Below are 18,206 nucleotides of genomic sequence, written 5' to 3'. Positions count from 1 at the left end.
GGGGACGAATTCCTGCGGGTCGGCAGCTCCAGGGCCGTCGACGAGTGTGTACTCGTCGAGCACCACCCGCTCACTCGTGGCGATAGTCTGAGGGTCGCATCGGGCGCCCGTAGCCGAGGTCGACGCGAGCGACGACGGTGCCCTGGTCGAGGAAGCATTGTCGGAACAGGATTCGGTACTGCGTGTCGATGGGGATCGCGACGGGTGCCGACATGTGTTCTCGGCCCCCTCATCGCGTTCGCATGGAACGAGTTCTGCTCCGCCCCTGTATTACTCCACGCTGTACCAACTCAACACTGTCACCCGGTGATTCGTTCCGGCAACCATTCCTTGGGAAGAAATCGGTAGTCACCCTCCCTGGGACAACCGAAGGTACGGATGCCGAGGTTCGACGAACGGCTGTGACTTTTCGAGATGGTTCCGGACCGGTAGAGGGTGATGACGCATGCTCCACCGAGATCGATTGTGCTGCAGACCCACACGGTTCCGCTGACCTCTGTGCGTCGGCCGTGTCGTGCAGTTGCCGGACCGGTTCCGGTCGGTGGGGCGTTCGGTCCGTACCGCCGACGCACGCGCGCACGACTACGACGTAGCCGTAGACCTCTCGGTCCCACCCGGCGTCGTCACGGCCTCCACGGTCATCAGCCGGGTGATCTCTTCGCGGTCGGCTTGCGAGGGCAGCCCCCACCCGTCCCGGTAGCCGTACAGCTCCCGCAGGGTGACGGCGCGTCGATTACCGTCGGCGATCTCGATGTCGTCGACGGTGATGAGGCCGGGATGCGCCACACCCGTCGCCTGCGCGATCTTGAATACGTCGCGGCGGAGGGCTTCGATGTAGTCGGCGACGCGGTCGGCCTTGGTCGGGACGTCGAGTCCTCGGGTGAGCCAACGGTTCTGCGTCGCCACTCCGGTGGGGCACCGGTCGGTATGGCATTTCTGCGCCTGGATGCATCCGATCGAGAACATCGGTTCGCGGGCGACGTTGACCATGTCGCATCCGAGCGCCATCGCCACCACCGCGTTGTCGGGCAGGCCGAGTTTGCCGGCGCCGATGAAGGTGACGTCGTCGGTCAGGCCGGCCTCGGCGAATGTCGCGTAGACCCGCGCGAAGCCGCTGCGGAACGGAAGCGATACGGCGTCGGCGAACACCAAAGGCGCAGCGCCGGTTCCACCTTCGCCGCCGTCGACGGTGACGAAGTCGACTCCGCGGTCGGTCTCGCTCATCTGGCGTGTGAGTTCGTCCCAGAAGGTCGTGTCGCCCACGGCGGACTTGATCCCCACGGGAAGTCCCGTTTCGGCTGCGAGCAGTTCGACCCAATCGAGCAGACCGTCGATGTCGTGGAATTCCGTGTGGCGCGACGGGCTCACGCAGTCCTTGCCGACGGGGATTCCACGGACCTCGGCGATCTCCGGGGTGACCTTGGCTCCGGGTAGCAATCCGCCCAGTCCGGGCTTGGCGCCCTGACTGAGTTTGATCTCCAGGGCACGCACGGGTGCCGATTCGACGACCCGCTTCAATCGTGCGAGGTCGAAGTGTCCGTCCTCGTCGCGGCAACCGAAATAGCCGGTGCCGATCTGGAAGATCAACTCTCCACCGTTGCGGTGGTACGTCGTCAGGCCGCCTTCACCGGTGTTCTGCAGGCATCCGGCCGCCCCGGCACCCCGGTTGAGTGCTTCCACGGCGGCACCGGACAGCGAGCCGAAGCTCATCGCCGAGATGTTGACGAACGACTCGGGACGGAAGGCGCGGGCACGTCCCCGGGCAGCGCCGAGCACCTTCGCGGACGGGATCGACACCTTTTCGCCCCCGTGAGGGGCACTCGACGGCGGCAGGTCCGAGAACGTGCGGTGCTTGATGATCGTGTACCCGTCGGTGTACTCGATGTCGTTGTCGCTGCCGAATCCGAAGGTGTTGGTGACGTTCTTCGACGAAGCGTATATCCACCGGCGCTGATCGCGGTTGAACGGCCGTTCCTCGTTGTTGTTCGTCGTGATGTACTGCCGCAGTTCGGGTCCCAGCGACTCCAGCAGATAGCGGCCGTGCCCGAGAATCGGGAAGTTGCGTAGCAGCGAATGTCGCTTCTGCACAAGATCGTAGGCACCGACAGCGGCCGCCGCAGCGGCCGGGATTCCGAGCATTTTCGACCGTCCCATTTCCCGAGAGTACGTCCGGATGGGGTTGCGCGATGCGGGTCCGGGCGTAATCGCCGACCCGTTTCGGCAGGCAGCGGACCGGGGTACTCCTCGGCAAACCGTGCGTGGGAGAGGTGATCGAATGCTGAACCGTGACCGGCGGGCCGACTACGACGAAGGCGACCTCGAGGTCGGAGACCGGAAGAAGGCCGCAGCGGGTGTCACCGGCGTCGCCGTGGCGGTGAAGCGATCCCTCGAGCAGATGGGACTGATGCGTTCCGCCGAGACACTGCTCGAGTTGAATCAGGCCGAAGGGTTCGACTGCCCGAGCTGCGCATGGCCCGATCCCGACCCCGGTCATCGCAAGATCGCCGAGTTCTGCGAGAACGGTGCCAAGGCCGTCGCTGAGGAGGGCACCACGCGACGCGCCGACCCCGGGTTCTTCGCGCGGTACAGCATCGCGGAACTGGCCGAGCACAGCGAGCTGTGGCTCGGCAAGCAGGGCCGCATCACGCATCCGATGGTCAAGCGGCCCGGCGCCACGCACTACACCCCGATCGAGTGGGACGAGGCCTTCACCCTCATCGGTGAACAGCTGAAGTCGCTGGACAGCCCCGATCAGGCCACCTTCTACACGTCCGGACGGGCATCGAACGAAGCGGCCTTCGTGTACCAGCTGTTCGCGCGGGCGTTCGGGACGAACAACCTGCCCGACTGCTCGAACATGTGCCACGAGTCCACGAGCATCGCGCTGCAGGAGTCGATCGGCATCGGCAAGGCCAGCGTCACGCTCGACGATGTGCACCACGCCGAGCTGATCATCCTGCAGGGACAGAACCCCGGCACCAACCACCCGCGCATGCTCACCGCACTCGAAGAGGCCAAGCAGAACGGCGCGAAGATCCTGACGATCAACCCGCTGCGCGAAGCGGGGCTGGTCAACTTCCGGAACCCGCAGACACCGCGCGGCGTGCTCGGTCGGGGAACGGATCTGTCCGACCTGCATCTGTCGATCAAGGTGAATGGCGACCTCGCGCTGCTGCAGGCGTTCGGGTCGCTGCTCGTCGAATGGGACGCGCTCGACCACGACTTCGTGCAGAGCCACACCCGGGGATTCGACGAATGGGTCGAACACGTCCGGGACATCGACTGGGACGAGGTGGTCGCCGCGACCGGCCTGTCGCGTCAGCAGATCACCGAGGCCGCGCAGATGGTGCGCCGCTCGAAGGCGACGGTCTTCTGCTGGGCCATGGGGATCACTCAGCACCGCAACGCGGTCGCGACCATCAAGGAGATCTGCAACCTCGCGTTCGCGCAGGGCAACATCGGCAAGCGCGGCGCGGGGTTGATGCCGGTGCGTGGTCATTCGAACGTTCAGGGCGACCGCACTATGGGGATCTGGGAACGCGCGCCGCAGAGTTTCCTCGACGCGGTCGAGAAGGAGTTCGGTTTCGATCCTCCTCGTGAGAACGGTTACGACACCGTCGATTCGATCAAGGCGATGCGCGACGGCAAGGTGCGGTTCTTTCTCGGCCTCGGCGGCAACTTCGTGCAGGCGGCGCCGGACACCGGCGTCACCGCCGAGGCGATGTCCGGTATCGACATGACGGTGCACATCTCGACGAAGCCCAATCGTTCCCATCTGGTCTGCGGCAGAACCGCATTGATCTTCCCGACGCTCGGGCGTACCGACAAGGACGTCCAGGCCTCGGGACCTCAGTTCGTGTCGGTCGAGGACACGACGTGCGCCGTCCACGCCTCGCGGGGGCCGCTGAAACCGCCCAGCGAACAGGTGCGTTCGGAGGTCGCGATCATCACGGGCATCGCCGAGGCCACGATCGGCGACCGCTACGGGATCGACTGGAAGGCGATGCGCGACGACTACGCGAACATCCGATCGCGCATCTCCCGCGTCGTCCCGGGTTGTGAGGGGTACGAGGTCAACGTCCGGCGTCCGGGAGGGTTCATCCTGCCGCATCCGCCCCGCGATACCCGAAGCTTCGAGACCGATTCGGGTAAGGCGGAATTCGCCGTTTCGCCGGTGGAGGTGGTTCAGGTCCCGCCGGGGCATCTGCTGCTGCAGACGATGCGCAGTCACGACCAGTTCAACACCACCATCTACGGCCTCAGCGACCGCTACCGCGGGATCGAGGGCGGCCGTCGCGTCGTGTTCATGCACCGGGACGACATCGCCGCACTGGGTTTCGACGACGGAGACTTCGTCGACCTGTTCACACGATGGGACGGCGACGACCGCGAACGGTGCGCCACGAGGTTCCGGATCGTCGAGTACGACCTGCCGCGGGGAAGCGCGGCCGCCTACTATCCGGAGACCAACCCTCTCGTCCCGCTCGATTCGACTGCGCTGAAGAGCAACTGCCCCACCTACAAGTCGATCGTGATCTCCCTGACGCCCGCCGGAAGTCGCGACGACGAGTGCCCGGATGTGCTCGGAACCGCGCCCGTCGGGTCGGACTGGTCGCACAAGACGACCCCGGAGCCGAAGCACCTGTCCTGACCGTCGATCAGGACGCCTTGAATGCGCCTTCGCGCAGCAGGGTCTCGGCCGTCACGAAGGCCGCAGCGCGTCGCCTCACGGTGGGCGGTGCCGGTGGGTTGCCGTTCCACTGGTCGAACAGGGTGCTCAGGCTCAGTGCGATGCGCTCCGGCGACTCCCAGTGGCGCCACGCATCGAAGTCCGTCGTGCGCACGAGCATCCGCGCTGTCTCGAGCGGGCCGAGTCCGGCTCGGTGATGATCGAGGGCGGCGTCGCGCAGCCACAGCCAGTAGTCGCGCAGTGCTCGGATCTCCGCCGCGCCGCAGGTCGGCCCGTGTCCGGGTACGTACACGTCGGCATCCCAGGCGAGCAGACGGTCGAGCGCCGACAACCAGTTGTCGAGCGGGCCGTGCCACAGGATCGGCGTCGAACCGATGAACAGCAGGTCGCCGGTGAAGACCACGCCGGCGTCGGGGACACGGGCGACGAGATCGCCGGCCGTGTGGCACGGCCCGAGCTGCTCGAGTTCGACCACGCGACCACCGATCTCCAGAGACAGCGAGGTCGTGAAAGTGGTGTCGGGCATCCGGGGTGTGCGACGGGGAAAACGGGCGTCGCCGCGGACGCGCGCCATGTAGGCACCTGCCGCGCCGATCGGTCCCGGCAGCCGCCGGATCAGCGAGCCCGTGCCCGCAAGCACCGTGAGGGCGCGCGGTGGAAGATCTTCGCGCATGGCGTCCAGTGCGGCGGCGCTGGTGATGATCCGTGTATCGGATGGCAGCGTGTCGTTGCCCCACCAGTGGTCGCCGTCGCTGTGCGTGTTCACGACATCGGAGATCGGAGCATCGGCGACGAGCGGTGTCTGCACCTCGGCGATACGTCTCGCCCACTCGACATCCCACACCGTATCGACGACCAGCGATGCCGATCCCGGGGAGACGATCAGTCCCGTGTTGGCCTCGCCCCAACCGCCCGGTGTTCGCACGAACGCCCAGACACCGTCCCCGACCTGCTGTAACCCGCTCATATCGTCCTTCCCGCCCGCCACCCTACCGACGTCCGTTTCCCGGATGTTCGGCTCGGGTAGCCCACGGGCAACCGTCCTCGACAGGAGCCGATACGACATGAGACTCAGCACCGTGCTCGCGACCGCCGCTGCTACGACGACCACCGCGCTCGTCGGATCGATCGCCTCCCAGGACACGAACTCCCGGTGGTACCGCAAGCTGCGCAAGCCGGGTTTCCAGCCCCCGGCCGTAGCGTTTCCGATCGTGTGGACCGCGCTGTATGCCGATATCGCAGTGACCTCGGCCGCCGCGATCGACGAGTACACCGAGGCCGACGATGACACGGGCCGCCGCAATTACATCGCTGCGCTCGCCACGAATCTCGTCCTCAACGCGTCGTGGTCGTGGGTGTTCTTCAAGTGGCATCGGCTGATGCCTGCCACTGTGGTGGCCGCACTGCTCGCCGCCAGCACCGCAGATCTGACCCGCCGGACGGCCGCGGCGAATCCGGCTGCGGGTGCCGCGCTGGCTCCGTACTCGGCGTGGACGGCGTTCGCCACGCTGCTGACCGGACGGATCACGCAGCTCAACCGCTGATCCGTGTGGGTCGCGGGTGGTAGATCGCGTTCGTGACATACGCGGCGACGTCGGCGTGGGTCATGTGCCGGGCGGGGGAGAGTAGACGACCTTCCACGGCACATCTCTGCCCGTCGCGGCCGACCACCTGCAGGAGACCGCCGGAAACCTGGAAACGGTATGGGTGATGATGGAGGCATGCTGGAAACACCCGTGGTCATCGGTATCGGATCCATCTGCGTGGGGTTCGTCTTCTTCATGCTCGCCGCGACGGGGACGCGATCACGCTGGGACAAGAAGATCACGATCACGCTGTTCGTGATCGCCCTCGTCTTCATGACGATCATCCCGGTGATCGGCGCGGTGGGGTTCGCGGCCTGACACCCCACGAAGCCACGGCCGAAGTACTCGCACACCGCGGATCACCGTGGGAGTATCCACCGCAGGAAACCGAACAGGGGAGGTCCCGGTGGGCGGCGTCAGCGGTGAATTGAAAGACGAACTGGCGAAGCGTCTTTCGTCGGTTCTCGGCGGTACGTGGACGCTGCGGCGCATCGAGCGGCTCACCGGGGGTGCGAGCCGGGAGACGTGGGCGTTCACCGCGGCGTCGGACACCGGCACCGTCCGGGAGTTGATCCTGCGCCGCGATCCGCCGGGTCGCGAGGACACCCACCGGATCGCGATGGAAGCGGCGTCGTTCGACGAAGCGGCGCGCGTCGGGGTGCCCGTGCCCGACATCATCGACCGCAGTGGCGACGAGCCGCGCCCCGGAATCGGCGCCTATCTCGTGATGTCACGGGTGCCCGGTGAGGCGCTCCCGCAGAAATTGTTGCGCGACGAGAATCTGGCCGACGTCCGGGCCACGCTGCCCTACGAACTCGGGCGCATCCTGGCGAAGATCCACCGCATGGACATCGGGGCCGTACCGAACCTCCCCGAGTACGACCCGCTGACCTTCCTGCTCGACGAGTACGTCGCCACCGGAGCGCCCGTGCCGGCACTCGAGGCGGCGTTCGCCTGGCTGACCGGCAATCGCCCAGCGGCAACCGGAAAGACATTCGTCCACGGCGACTTCCGCAACGGCAATCTGCTCGTCGACCCGGACGGGGTGCACGGGGTGCTCGACTGGGAACTGGCGCACGTCGGTGATCCGATGGAGGACCTCGGGTGGCTGTGCACCAGGACGTGGCGTTTCGGGTCACCCCACCCTGTCGGCGGGTTCGGGTCCCGCGACGACCTGTTCCGCGGTTACGCCGACGAATCGGGACAGAACCCCGATCTCGACGTCGTTCGGTGGTGGGAGGTCTACGGATCGCTGCGATGGGCGGTGGTCTGCCGGATGCAGGCCGCCGCGGCGTCGTCGGGAGGCGACAACACCCTCGAACTTCTGGCCATCGGTCGCCGCGTCGCCGAGTGCGAACACGATCTGCTGGATCTGCTCGGCGTTCCTCCCTACGACGACGCGGAAACCGCTCCCGTTGCGGATCTCCTCGGGACGCCGCTTGTGGAGGAGTTGCTCGACGCCGTCCGGGAGTTCGTGCTGGAAGTCGGGTCGGGTGCCGACGCGAAGACCCGGTACCGCAGCAGGGTCGCGGCGCACGTACTCGGCATCGCCGCGCGGGAGGCCGCCATCGCGCCGGCGGTGCGGGAGACCTACCGGGTGCGGCTCGCCGGTCTCGGCTACCGCTCGGAGACCGAACTCGCCCTGGGAGTGCGGGCAGGACGAGATCACCTCGACGACCCGCAGGTCGCCGAGGTGATCAGGGGGTTCGCCGCGAACCGGCTGAAGGTTGCGAACCCGAAATATCGATGACGGATCAGTGCGTGCCGGCGGCCTCCGCGCCGATGCCGGTCTCCGCGCGTACGAGCATCTCGGCGAACTTCTCGTCCTCGAGGCGGCCACGTCCCCGACGCTTCTCGCCGACGATCGAACCGATCACGCAGGCGGCGATGCCGAGCGGCATGGTGACGATCACCGGAAGCTGGATGGTCAGGGGAGCGGGACCGCTGCCCATCCACAGTGCTTCGGTGAACATGAGGCTCATGATCGTCGAGACGAGGCCGGTGAGCACACCCCACACCGCGCCGGTGGCATTGAACCGCCGCCAGTTCAGGCTCAGCACGAGGGCGGGCAGGTGCGCGCTGCCGGCCACCATGAACGCCATGCCCATGAAGAAGGTGATGTTGGTGTCGTCACCGATGAGCATGGCCAGGCCGATCGCGATGACGCTGAAGGTCACCGCTCCGTAGCGGGCGATGCGGGCCTGAGCGTCGTCCTCTCGGGCCTGGTCGTCCGCATCGAGGTGCTCGATCGGTTCCTTCCGGGTGAGGGCGGGCCACACGTCGCGGGCGAAGGTGCCCGCCGCGGAGATCACGACACCGGCGACGACCGCGACGATGGACGCGAATGCCACGGCCGCGACCAGCGCCAGGGCCACCGATCCACCGACGGTGCCCACGCCACCACCGAGTTCGGTGACGAGGACCGGTGCGGCGAGATTCCCGCCCGGGCCGACGAGGTCCGTTCCGTCCGGGCCGAGCAGTGCCGCGGCGCCGAAGCCCATCACGATGACGACCAGGTAGAACAGGCTGCACAGTGCGACGGTCCAACCTAGCGAACGACGTGCCGTGGTGGCCTCGGGAACGGTGAAGAACCGGATGAGGATGTGTGCCATGCCTGCGGTGCCCAGGGCGAATGCGAGAGCGTAGGAGACGAGGTTGATCGCGCTCGTCTGCCCGAAGATCAGACCGGGTGACAGGATCGCGTCACCTGCCACGGCGTTGTCTGTGGCTGCATCGAGGACCTTCGGGAAGGCGAAGCCGAACTGCGCCAGAATGCCGAAGCACACGATGATCGCGAGCACCGACAGGATCGTCGACTTGATGACCTGCACCCAGGTGGTGGCAAGCATGCCGCCGACGAAGACGTAGACGCCCATGAGCGATCCGGCGACGACCACCGACAGCCAGAACGGGATGCCGGAGACGGATTCGAGGAGCACGCCCGCGGCGACGAGCTGGGCGAGCAGCACGAAGGTGCCGGTGGCGATGGTGCTCAGCGCGACCGCGACCCGCACATTGCGGGAGTCGGTCCGGAAGACGAGGACGTCGGCGAGGGTGTACTTGCCGAGATTGCGCATCTTCTCCGCGAGGAGGAACAGGACCGGCAGGAACGAGATGACGGATGTGAACAGGATGACCGTTCCGTCGACGCCCTTCGAGAAGATCAGGCCGGTGGTGCCGAGGAAGCTGCCGGCGGAGATGAACTCGCCGGCGATGGCGAATCCGTTCTGCCAGCTCGAGATCGAGCGACCGGCGGCGAAGAAGCCGTCGGCGCTCTTTGCTCGTCGGGACGCAGCGAAGGTCACCCACAGGGTCAGCGAGATGACGGCGCTGCAGATCGCGATGGCGAGATAGTCGGCGTCGCCGCTCATGATTCGATCTCCTCGGATGCGGGACGGTTCTGCTCGACGGCCGCGACGGCGTCGTCGACGGCGGGTCCGATATAGGTGCGGGAGAGGCGGAAGTACGCCCAGACCAGCATCCAGGTGCCTGCGAACTGTGAGAACACGACCCACAGCGACAGCGGGATGCCGAAGACGAAATTGGTTCCCAGTCGATCGGGGAACCCGATGAACGCGATCAGGAAGGTCGCGAACAGCACGACGGTGATACCGCCGAGGGTGTTCGTGACCCGACTGCGGCGGCGACGCAGTTCCGCGACTTCGGGAAGGTGGAGCATCCTCGTCCAGACGAGCTCGTCCTTCGGGGATGTCGCGTTGTCGCCGGCGACGGTGTCGGTCATGCCCGCACCGCCGCACCGCGGGCGCTGTCGAGCGCGAAGAGGTTCTCGTCCCAGCCGGCCTCGAGCGGGCCGAAGAAGTGGAAACGCACCTGCTTGACCTCGTAGAGCCAGCGACCGCCGATCTTGACGAGCCGATCGTTGTAGCGCCCGGCTGCGATGGCCGGGGCGCCGTCGGTGACGCACGGCTGCCACAGGAACGAACGCACCGTGGCGCGGTCACCGTCGAGGTCGATCTCGAGGTTCGTGATGAAGTGCCAGAAGGAGGTCAGGCCGCCGTCGGCGAGTCCTGCGAAGAAGGAGCGCATCTCCGCCTTGCCCCGGGGATGGGACAGGCCGTCGAATTCGCCGTCGTCGGTGAACAGATCCATCAGGGCATCCCAGTTGCCGTCGTCGAGGTGGCGGCAGTACTGCGCGTCGAGCCGGCGGATCGCCTCGAGGTCTTCGAGACGGGTGATGCGTTCGAGAAGGGAGGGTTCGAGCTGGGGGTTGGACACAGAAGATCCTCCGAAGTCCGCTATTAACGACCGTTCATGTGAGCTGGACCATAACAAGTGCGAAGATCCGCGTCAACGAGAAGGTTGTTGCTGGTCGGCGCCCCTCGTGCTTACTGTGCAGGGATGAACAGCCGGTCGAACGGTACGTCCTCGTCCATTCGCGAACGGATTCTCGAGACCGCACTCGACGAGTTCTACGAGTGTGGCTTTCACGGCGCGACGATGCGCAACATCGCCAACTCCGCAGGTTGCAGCGCTGCCAACGTCTACAACCATTTCGAGAACAAGTCGGAGCTGCTCGTGGAGATTCTGCGTCGCGCGAGCGACGAGCAGTTCACGGCGACCCGCAACGCTCTGCGGAAGGTCGGCGACGATCCCGCCGAGCGGTGGCGCGCGGCCGTGGCCGCCCATGCGCTGTACACCGCGCGGAATCCGCGCGCGTGCCTGGTGGCGAACTCCGAGCTGCGCTATCTCGGCCGACTCGACCGCACGCGCGTGGTCGGTTCCCGCGACGCGCAGGAACAGTTGTTCGTCGATATCGCAGAAGACGGTGTGTCCCAGGGGATCTTCTCCCTCGAGCGGGTGCATCAGGGCGTCACCGCGGTGCTGACGATGTGCGCCGGCATCCCCCTGTGGTTCCGGGAGGACGGTCCGCTCACGGCCCAGGAGGTCGCCGACGACTTCGCCGGATACGCACTCAATCTGGTCGGATATTCGCGCTGAGCCGTTGACGGGCTCTGGGTGCCGTGCTGTACTGGGGTGAACAAGCGTTAATGACCTACTCCGGTCCATCGAAGGAGTGCACCCCCCATGACCCACCGCCCCTCGCAGCCGCGTACCGATTCGCCGCGCTATCTCACCGAGGAACGACTCGCGGTCCGCGACCTCGCCCGCGACTTCGCGATGACGAAGGTGCTGCCCGTCGCCAACGAGCTCGACCCCGTCCAGGGCACGATCCCCGACTCCCTCAAGAAGGAGATGGCCGAGATCGGCTTCTTCGGGATCATGATCCCCGAGGAACACGGCGGTCTCGGCCTCGGCGTGTTCGAGTACTGCCTCGTCGCCGAGGAACTCTCGCGGGCCTGGATGAGCGTCTCGGGTCTGCTCGCCCGCGGCAACGGCATGGGCGGCGGCTTCACGCCCGAACAGGAGGCGGCGCTGCTGCCCAAGGTTGCGCGCGGTGAGTATCTCGGTGCGTACGCGCTGTCGGAGGCGGAGGCCGGATCCGACGTCGCCAACATCTCGTGCCGCGCCGTGCGCGACGGCGACGACTGGGTCGTCAACGGCACCAAGATGTGGTGCACCTATGCCGACGAGGCCGACTATCTCGTGCTCTTCGCCCGCACCGATCCGAACAAGGATCCGGCCAAGCCGCACCGCGGGATCAGCGCCTTCCTCGTCGAGAAGGAACGCGGCGTGTTCCCCGAGGGCATCTCGGGCACGAAGGTCCGCAAGATCGGCTACTTCGGCTGGAGCACCTGGGAGCTGTCGTTCGACAACTTCCGCCTCCCGGCCGACACGATGCTCGGCGAGGAGGGCAAGGGCTTCTATCTCGCCGTCTCCGGCCTCGAAGTGGGCCGTGCCCACACCGCCGCCCGCGCCATCGGTCTCGCCCGCGCCGCGCTCGAGGATTCCATCGAGTACGTGCACACGCGGCGGCAGTTCGGCCGTCCCATCGGCGACTTCCAGCACCTGCGGTTCAAGATCGCGAAGATGGCCGCCGACATCGAGGCCGCGCGCCAGCTGATGTACTCGGTGGCCACCGACATCGACACCGGCCGCCGGTGTTCGCTCGAGGCGTCGATGTGCAAACTCGTCGCCACCGAGATGGCCGAGCAGGTCACCAGCGAAGCCGTGCAGATCCACGGCGGTGCCGGTTACACCACCGACTTCCAGGTCGAGCGCCACTGGCGCGACGCGCGTCTGACGAAGATCTTCGAGGGCACCAGCGAGATCCAGATGCGGATCATCTCCGACGAACTCCTGGGAAGGCCCGAATCGGCATGAACGCACACACCACCGCCCGACCGCTCACCGTGGGCGACCGGGTCGCCTCCGAACCTCGTGCCGTGGCCGACGTCCTGACCGCCGCCGGTTCCGTCGCGCCCGCCGGCTCGCCCGTCCTCGGTGCCCTCACCGTCGCGTCGCTCGTCCCACCCGTGCCGGGTGGCGTTCCGTCCGGATTCAACTGGCACGCACATGATCCGGTCTCCGCATCGGACGTCGTCTCGGCGGACGCCGTGCTCACCCGCGTGTCCGGCCGGACGGTACGCCGCTTCGTCCGGCTCGTGGACGCCACCGGTACGGTGCGCGAATCCGGAACCGAGACCTGGTCCTTCGGCGACGAACTGCCGACGGTTCCCGAGTTGGACTTCTGCACCCCCGCCTGGGGCGGTTTGCTGGCCGAGAGTCTCTCCGAGGATCGGGAATTCACCTCGGCGCTGTCCACCTGGGACGGCACCGTCGGGTTGCGTAGCGGCGATACCGAACTGCACCTGCGCATCTACAAGGGCCGCATCGTCGACGTCACCCGGCGCACCCCGCACGGCGCGACGTTCACCTTCGTCGCACCCGACCACGCCTGGACCGGCCTCGTCCTGTCCGAGGAGAACGACTTCATGCGCCGCGCCATCCGTGGTGAGTTCTCGTCCACCGGAGACGGATACGAGTACCTGCGCCTGACCAAGCCGCTCAACACGATCATCGGGCACGCCCGTGCCCTCGCCCGGAAGGCCCGCTCATGATCGAGGCCCGCTACCTGGAGATCGGCGGAGCGCTCGGCTTCGTCGAGATCGTCACGCCCGACGCGTATTCCGGCAACGGGGTCGACGCGACGGAACTGCCCACGGTCCTGTGCCTCCACACCGCCGGCCAGAGCGGGGTGCAGTGGCGTCATGTCGCTCGCGCGCTCGCCGAGCGCGGTTACCGCGTCGTGGTACCCGATCTGCCCGGGCACGGCCGCTCCGAACCCGCCCCCGGTGGTCCCGTCACGAGTCTCGTCGCCTACGGCGACTGGCTGTGCGCGATGCTCGACGCGCTCGGCATCGACCGGCCGTTCGTCATGGGCTGCTCGATCGGCGGCAAGCTCACCCTCGAGCTCGCGACCCGCCCGGACCGCCCGCTGTCCGGTGCCGTGGCCATGGAAGCCGAGGCCGGCCCGGGGCGTGTCAACGTCGCCGGATTGCGCCGCGAACTCGAGGACGTCGCCGGTCCGTCGCGTTCCGAACGCACCTATCTGGGAACTCTTGCATCCGTGGGCCGCTCGGTCCCGGAATCGAAGGCGCACACGATCGCGCTCATGCACAAGCGGGAAGATCCGGAGATCTCGTCGTCGGATCTCATCGGGTGGGGAACCCACGATGTGCGCGACCGGCTCGACCAGGTGGCCGCACCGATCCACCTCGTCGCCGGTGCCGACGACCCGTGGATCGACCCCGATGCTGTGGCGCAGGCCGCGGACGCGATCAACGACGCTCTTCCCGGACGGGCCCGCTTCACGGCACTGGCCGGCATCGGGCACTATCCGATGGAGGAGATCGACGACTTCGCCGCACTCGCCGACACCTGGATCGGTGAGCTGTGCCGGGCCGGCATCCCCGAGGAGGCAGCGCTGTGACCACCACCCGACTCGACACCCTGCCTGCCCTGCTCGACGGGCTCGTCGCCGCGAATCCGGACGCACCGATCGTCTACGACATCGTCGACGACGCGGCGGTGGCCCGCAGTCGCGGAGAGTTCCGCGACCGCGTCGCAGCCGTGCGAGGCGAACTCGAGCAGATCGGCCTGAGCGCCGGTCGATGCGTCGCCGTGATGCTGCCGAACTGGTCCGATGCACTCGTGTGGCAGTTCGCGGCCTCTGTGCTCGGTGCGCACGTCATCGGCGTGAACACCCGTTACAACACCCGCGAGGTCGCCCATATCCTCACTGCGGCGCGACCTGCCGTCGTCGCGGTGCCGGCCGCCTTCCACGGACTCGACCTGTTCGGCCGGCTCACGGAGGCCGCGGAGTCCGTGTCCGAGGTGGCCACCCCGGTGGTCGCTGTGGTGCCCGGACCGGCGAACGCGTCGGCGTCCCCGGCCGATTTCGACCTCGGTGGAGGGGCCTGGATCGCGGGTAGCGGCGACACCCGTGGTGCGAGGGCGCCCGAGACGCCCGACACCGCGACGCTCACCCCGGCGGGCGTCGACGACGATCCCGAGGACCGGATCGCAGTGGCGTTCACGACGTCGGGTTCCACCGGCGTGCCCAAGCTGGCCGCGCACCGCGACAGCGCGATCGTCCGCCACGGTCGCGCCGACGCCGCGGTCATGAAGGTCACCGACGGTGATGTCGCGCTGTGCGTGCTTCCCGTCTCGGGGGTATTCGGTTTCAGCACCGCGATGGCTGCCCTCGCCGGTGGTGGAGCACTGCTCATGGAGACCGTCTTCGACCCGGCGGCCGTGCTGCGCCGCATGCGGGAGGTGAAGGTCACCCATGCGGTGGGCGCCGACGACCTGTTCGGCCGCCTCTACGACGCCTGGCACGAGGGTGAACGCATCGACCTGTCGTCGCTGCGCTGGGTGGGCATCGCCGACTTCCTCGGCCGCTCCCACGAGATCGCCCGGTGGCTGCGCGACGAGTTCGGCACCCACACCTCCGGTGTGTTCGGTTCGTCGGAAGTGTTCGCTCTCGCGATGCTGTGGAACGCCGACGACCCGGAGTCGGTGCGGTGGAACGGTGGCGGTCGCGCGGTCGACACCGCGATCGAACTGCGGGTCGCCGATCCGTACGACGACCGGGTCCTGCCGGCCGGAGAACAAGGCGAGTTGCAGTTCCGCGGTCCGAACGTCGTCGACGCTTATCTCGGCAACCCCGACGCTGCGGCGCGCGCGTTCACCGCGGACGGATGGTTCCGCAGCGGCGACCTCGCGGTCGATCTCGGTGACGGAGGTTATCGCTACGTCTGCCGGATGGGCGACGTGCTGCGCCTGCGTGGCTTCCTCGTCGACCCCGCCGAAATCGAGGTGCGGCTGGCCGAACACCCGGGCGTGGGTACCGCCAAGGTCGTCGGTCTGACCGGTGAGGGCGGCTACACGGAGGCGGTCGGCTTCGTCGTGCCGACACCCGATGCTCCGGCCGGCACCACCGCCGACGCATTGAAGGCGTGGTGCCGCGAGACCCTCGCAGCGTTCAAGGTGCCCACGGCGATCCACATCATCGAGCGGATGCCCACGACGGTCGGCGGTAACGGTTCCAAGATCCGTGCCGTCGAGCTGCGCGAATGGGCCCGGGAGTGGGCCGGTAGCGAGCGCGACTTCCGAAGCGTCTGAACGACCCCCGTGCCGGTACGGGGTGGATCCGGGCCGACGGAGGCGAGCGATCAGCTGTCCGAGCTCCCCGGCGTCCGGTAGCTCGCCTCGCGCCGCGCGGCCTCGTCGACCTGTTCGGGCGTGAGCAGGGCGATCGGCGTGGACCGCGCCGCACCGGATGCGATGGTGCGGAGTTCGAGTGTCGCGGCCGCGATCTCGTCGGGCACTTCGCCGAGCACGTACAGGTCGTGGCCGCCGAGTGCGAAGTGCACCGAATCGACCGTCCCACCCACGCTTTCGACCATCCGGACGATGGCGTCGCGCCGGGACGTGCCACCGTCCGTGAGCAGACCGCGGGCGCCGTCCGCGGTGTAGTTCACCTGCCAGAGATATCGCGGCATGATCGTCTCCTTCTCGGGGATGTCGACCTCCATGGTCGGTCCACCTCGCGTCGTCGCGGACGGTTTCGCCGGTAATCGAGGCATAGTCTCGATACGGAAGATCGCATCCGCCGCATCGAAAGGGAGTGCCGTGCCGAAACGACCGATGCCCGAGGCCGTCGCAGAATTCCTCACGCAGCCCAACTACGCCACGATCAGTTCCCTGCGCCCGGACGGGCAGCCCGTCTCCGTTCCGACCTGGTACGTCTTCGAGAACGGCCGCATCCTCGTCAACATGGACTCCGGGCGCAAGCGCCTCGAATACCTGCGGAACGATCCCCGGGTCAGTGTGTCGGCGATGGATCCGCAGGACTGGGTCACGCATGTGAGCATCCAGGGACGGGTCGTCGAACTCGCCGACGATCCGTCCCTGGAGGACATCGACCGGATCGCTCGTCACTACACGGGCGAGCCGTACCACGCGCGGGACGGCAAGCGCGTGAACGCGTGGATCGAGATCGATCGCTGGCACGCATGGGGTCGTCTGCGCGATGCCTGAGGCGGGACGGCGGAAGGCCGGTGGTCAGAGGACGCCGGCCTTCTTCGCGACGCTGCGCACCTGGAACGCCAGGATGATGAGCAGCACGCCGAACAGGATCGCGTAGATGCCGAGCAGAACGATCAGACTCAGGATGCCCTCGCCGGGGAAGATCAGGAGCACGATGCCGAACAGAACCGCGAGGACGCCCGCGAGTACCGACCACACCCATCCGGAGCCGGGGACCTTCCGGAAGCGGATCCCGCCGACGATGCCGGTGATGCCGAACAGGATGGCGTAGAACGCGATGATGTACAGCAGTGCGAGTGCGGTGATGCCGGGCCAGAACAGCGCGACGAGACCGGCGAGGACGGAGACGACGCCCATGGCGAGCCACCAGCCCCAGCCCTCGGGCTTGTCGCGGATCGACTGGACGACCAGCACGATGCCGTCGATGATGGCGTAGGCCGCGAAGACGACCACCAGAGCCCAGACGGTGATGCCGGGCCAGACGAGTGCGACGACACCGAAGAGAACGGCGAGGATGCCGCGCAGCAGCACCACCCACCAGATCTGCTTCAGCAGTGATCGGAACGGATCGTTGGAAGAAACCGAGCTCGTGGACATGACGGCTCCTGGCGTGTGATGTGATCTTGTAGCCCAGAGGATAAGCGCGGTTGTGGTGCTGCGCGTGCCGAATCGAACCCGAGGTTACGCTCGGGAACGTGGCCGGGGTGAGGATCGGGATATCGGGATGGCGCTATCCGGGCTGGCGCGGAGACTTCTACCCGGAAGGGCTCGTCCAGCGCCGCGAACTCGAATACGCCGCCCACCGGTTCGGATCGATCGAGATCAACGGCTCCTTCTACTCGCTGCAGCGCCCGAGCAGTTATCTCGCGTGGCGGGACGCCGCACCGGACGACTTCGTCTTCGCCGTCAAGGGCGGGCGGTTCGTCACCCACATGAAACGGCTCTCGGGTGTCGACGACGCACTCGCGAACTTCTTCGCCTCCGGTGTGCTCGCGCTCGGCCCGAAACTCGGACCGGTGCTGTGGCAGCTCCCGCCGACCCTCGGTTTCGAGGAGGACAGGCTCGCGGAGTTCTTCGCCCGGTTGCCGCGGACCACGACGGCCGCGGCCGAACTCGCCCGTCGCCACACCGACAAGCTTGCCGACGACCGGGTGTGGGTGGAGGTGGACGCCGAGCGTCCGCTGCGTCATGCCGTCGAGGTGCGGCACCCCGACCTCGCGAGCCCGGAGGCCGTGGAGTTGCTGCGTACGCACGACATCGGGCTCGTCGTCGCCGACACGGCCGGAAAGTTCCCGTTCCTCACCGACGTCACGAGCGATTTCGTCTATGTGCGGATGCACGGCGACAAGGAGTTGTACGCGAGCGGGTACACCGCCGAGGTTCTCGACGTGTGGGCCGAGCGGATCCGCGGGTGGCTGGGCGACGGCAGGGACGTCTACGTCTACTTCGACAACGAC

Annotated in this window: 18 protein-coding genes; 11 read left to right on the top strand and 7 right to left on the bottom strand. The window is 67.2% G+C overall.

All coding sequences use genetic code 11. From position 1 onward, the window contains the following. Window positions 1-582 precede the first annotated feature (582 nt). Window positions 583-2,154 (bottom strand): FMN-binding glutamate synthase family protein, encoded by a 1,572-nt coding sequence (locus R1101_RS0101125; protein ID WP_198420216.1) that lies wholly within the window; start codon window positions 2,152-2,154, stop codon window positions 583-585. Between the two features lie 121 nt (window positions 2,155-2,275). Here R1101_RS0101125 and R1101_RS0101120 point away from each other — a divergent pair, with 121 nt between their 5' ends. Continuing rightward, window positions 2,276-4,651, top strand: a complete 2,376-nt coding sequence (locus R1101_RS0101120) for an FdhF/YdeP family oxidoreductase (protein ID WP_016931650.1) — start codon at window positions 2,276-2,278, stop codon at window positions 4,649-4,651. Window positions 4,652-4,658: 7 nt separating this feature from the next. Here R1101_RS0101120 and R1101_RS0101115 read toward each other — a convergent pair whose 3' ends face one another. Then, on the bottom strand, window positions 4,659-5,657 hold the full coding sequence (locus R1101_RS0101115) for an MBL fold metallo-hydrolase (protein WP_016931649.1): 999 nt from the start codon (window positions 5,655-5,657) through the stop codon (window positions 4,659-4,661). A gap of 97 nt (window positions 5,658-5,754) precedes the next feature. Between R1101_RS0101115 and R1101_RS0101110 the strand changes: the two genes are divergently transcribed. The 3 genes from R1101_RS0101110 (at window position 5,755) to R1101_RS0101100 (ending at window position 8,026) form a co-directional block, all read left to right on the top strand. Next, window positions 5,755-6,234 carry a TspO/MBR family protein gene (locus tag R1101_RS0101110; protein ID WP_016931648.1) on the top strand — a complete coding sequence of 160 codons (480 nt, stop codon included), beginning with the start codon at window positions 5,755-5,757 and terminating at the stop codon, window positions 6,232-6,234. 177 nt (window positions 6,235-6,411) lie between these two features. Next, a complete protein-coding gene (locus tag R1101_RS0101105) occupies window positions 6,412-6,594 on the top strand; it encodes a hypothetical protein (RefSeq protein ID WP_016931647.1) in 183 nt (60 codons plus the stop codon). A gap of 88 nt (window positions 6,595-6,682) precedes the next feature. Continuing rightward, window positions 6,683-8,026, top strand: a complete 1,344-nt coding sequence (locus tag R1101_RS0101100; protein WP_016931646.1) for a phosphotransferase — start codon at window positions 6,683-6,685, stop codon at window positions 8,024-8,026. A 4-nt stretch (window positions 8,027-8,030) separates the two neighbouring features. Here R1101_RS0101100 and R1101_RS0101095 read toward each other — a convergent pair whose 3' ends face one another. Genes R1101_RS0101095 through R1101_RS0101085 form a run of 3 tightly spaced genes read right to left on the bottom strand, consistent with a single transcriptional unit; the run spans window position 8,031 to window position 10,512 of the window. After that, entirely contained in the window at window positions 8,031-9,647 is a 1,617-nt protein-coding gene (locus tag R1101_RS0101095) for a solute symporter family protein (RefSeq protein ID WP_016931645.1), read from the bottom strand. Continuing rightward, complete coding sequence (locus R1101_RS0101090; protein ID WP_016931644.1) at window positions 9,644-10,018, bottom strand: DUF485 domain-containing protein; 375 nt, start codon at window positions 10,016-10,018, stop codon at window positions 9,644-9,646. The genes R1101_RS0101095 and R1101_RS0101090 overlap by 4 nt, the downstream gene beginning before the upstream one ends. Then, the gene (locus R1101_RS0101085) at window positions 10,015-10,512 is read right to left on the bottom strand and encodes a nuclear transport factor 2 family protein (protein WP_016931643.1); all 498 of its coding nucleotides are present in this window, start codon (window positions 10,510-10,512) and stop codon (window positions 10,015-10,017) included. Before R1101_RS0101085 ends, R1101_RS0101090 begins: the two co-directional genes overlap by 4 nt. A 123-nt stretch (window positions 10,513-10,635) precedes the next feature. Here R1101_RS0101085 and R1101_RS0101080 point away from each other — a divergent pair, with 123 nt between their 5' ends. The 5 genes from R1101_RS0101080 to R1101_RS0101060 all read left to right on the top strand — a co-directional run bounded on the left by R1101_RS0101080 (window position 10,636) and on the right by R1101_RS0101060 (window position 15,822). Beyond that, entirely contained in the window at window positions 10,636-11,235 is a 600-nt protein-coding gene (locus R1101_RS0101080) for a TetR/AcrR family transcriptional regulator (protein ID WP_016931642.1), read from the top strand. Window positions 11,236-11,322: 87 nt separating this feature from the next. After that, a complete protein-coding gene (locus tag R1101_RS0101075; RefSeq protein WP_016931641.1) occupies window positions 11,323-12,519 on the top strand; it encodes an acyl-CoA dehydrogenase family protein in 1,197 nt (398 codons plus the stop codon). Beyond that, window positions 12,516-13,256 carry a hypothetical protein gene (locus R1101_RS0101070; protein WP_016931640.1) on the top strand — a complete coding sequence of 247 codons (741 nt, stop codon included), beginning with the start codon at window positions 12,516-12,518 and terminating at the stop codon, window positions 13,254-13,256. Before R1101_RS0101075 ends, R1101_RS0101070 begins: the two co-directional genes overlap by 4 nt. After that, a complete protein-coding gene (locus tag R1101_RS0101065; protein ID WP_016931639.1) occupies window positions 13,253-14,128 on the top strand; it encodes an alpha/beta fold hydrolase in 876 nt (291 codons plus the stop codon). Before R1101_RS0101070 ends, R1101_RS0101065 begins: the two co-directional genes overlap by 4 nt. Beyond that, window positions 14,125-15,822, top strand: coding sequence for an AMP-binding protein (locus tag R1101_RS0101060; RefSeq protein WP_016931638.1), 1,698 nt, complete (start codon window positions 14,125-14,127; stop codon window positions 15,820-15,822). Before R1101_RS0101065 ends, R1101_RS0101060 begins: the two co-directional genes overlap by 4 nt. Before the next feature lie 50 nt (window positions 15,823-15,872). On the opposite strand, the gene R1101_RS0101055 is transcribed toward R1101_RS0101060, so the two are convergent. Beyond that, window positions 15,873-16,202, bottom strand: coding sequence for a GYD domain-containing protein (locus tag R1101_RS0101055; protein ID WP_026002754.1), 330 nt, complete (start codon window positions 16,200-16,202; stop codon window positions 15,873-15,875). 130 nt (window positions 16,203-16,332) lie between these two features. Between R1101_RS0101055 and R1101_RS0101050 the strand changes: the two genes are divergently transcribed. Then, complete coding sequence (locus tag R1101_RS0101050; RefSeq protein WP_026002753.1) at window positions 16,333-16,740, top strand: PPOX class F420-dependent oxidoreductase; 408 nt, start codon at window positions 16,333-16,335, stop codon at window positions 16,738-16,740. Between the two features lie 24 nt (window positions 16,741-16,764). On the opposite strand, the gene R1101_RS0101045 is transcribed toward R1101_RS0101050, so the two are convergent. Continuing rightward, window positions 16,765-17,346: an HdeD family acid-resistance protein gene (locus R1101_RS0101045; RefSeq protein WP_016931635.1), complete on the bottom strand. Its 582-nt coding sequence runs from the start codon at window positions 17,344-17,346 to the stop codon at window positions 16,765-16,767. 98 nt (window positions 17,347-17,444) lie between these two features. Here R1101_RS0101045 and R1101_RS0101040 point away from each other — a divergent pair. After that, a partial coding sequence (locus R1101_RS0101040) for a DUF72 domain-containing protein (protein WP_016931634.1) occupies window positions 17,445-18,206 on the top strand: 762 nt, incomplete at its 3' end.

The organism is Rhodococcus sp. R1101 (assembly GCF_000278445.1).
Lineage (GTDB): Bacteria > Actinomycetota > Actinomycetes > Mycobacteriales > Mycobacteriaceae > Rhodococcus > Rhodococcus gordoniae.
This window is presented reverse-complemented; position numbering and strand designations above follow the sequence as displayed.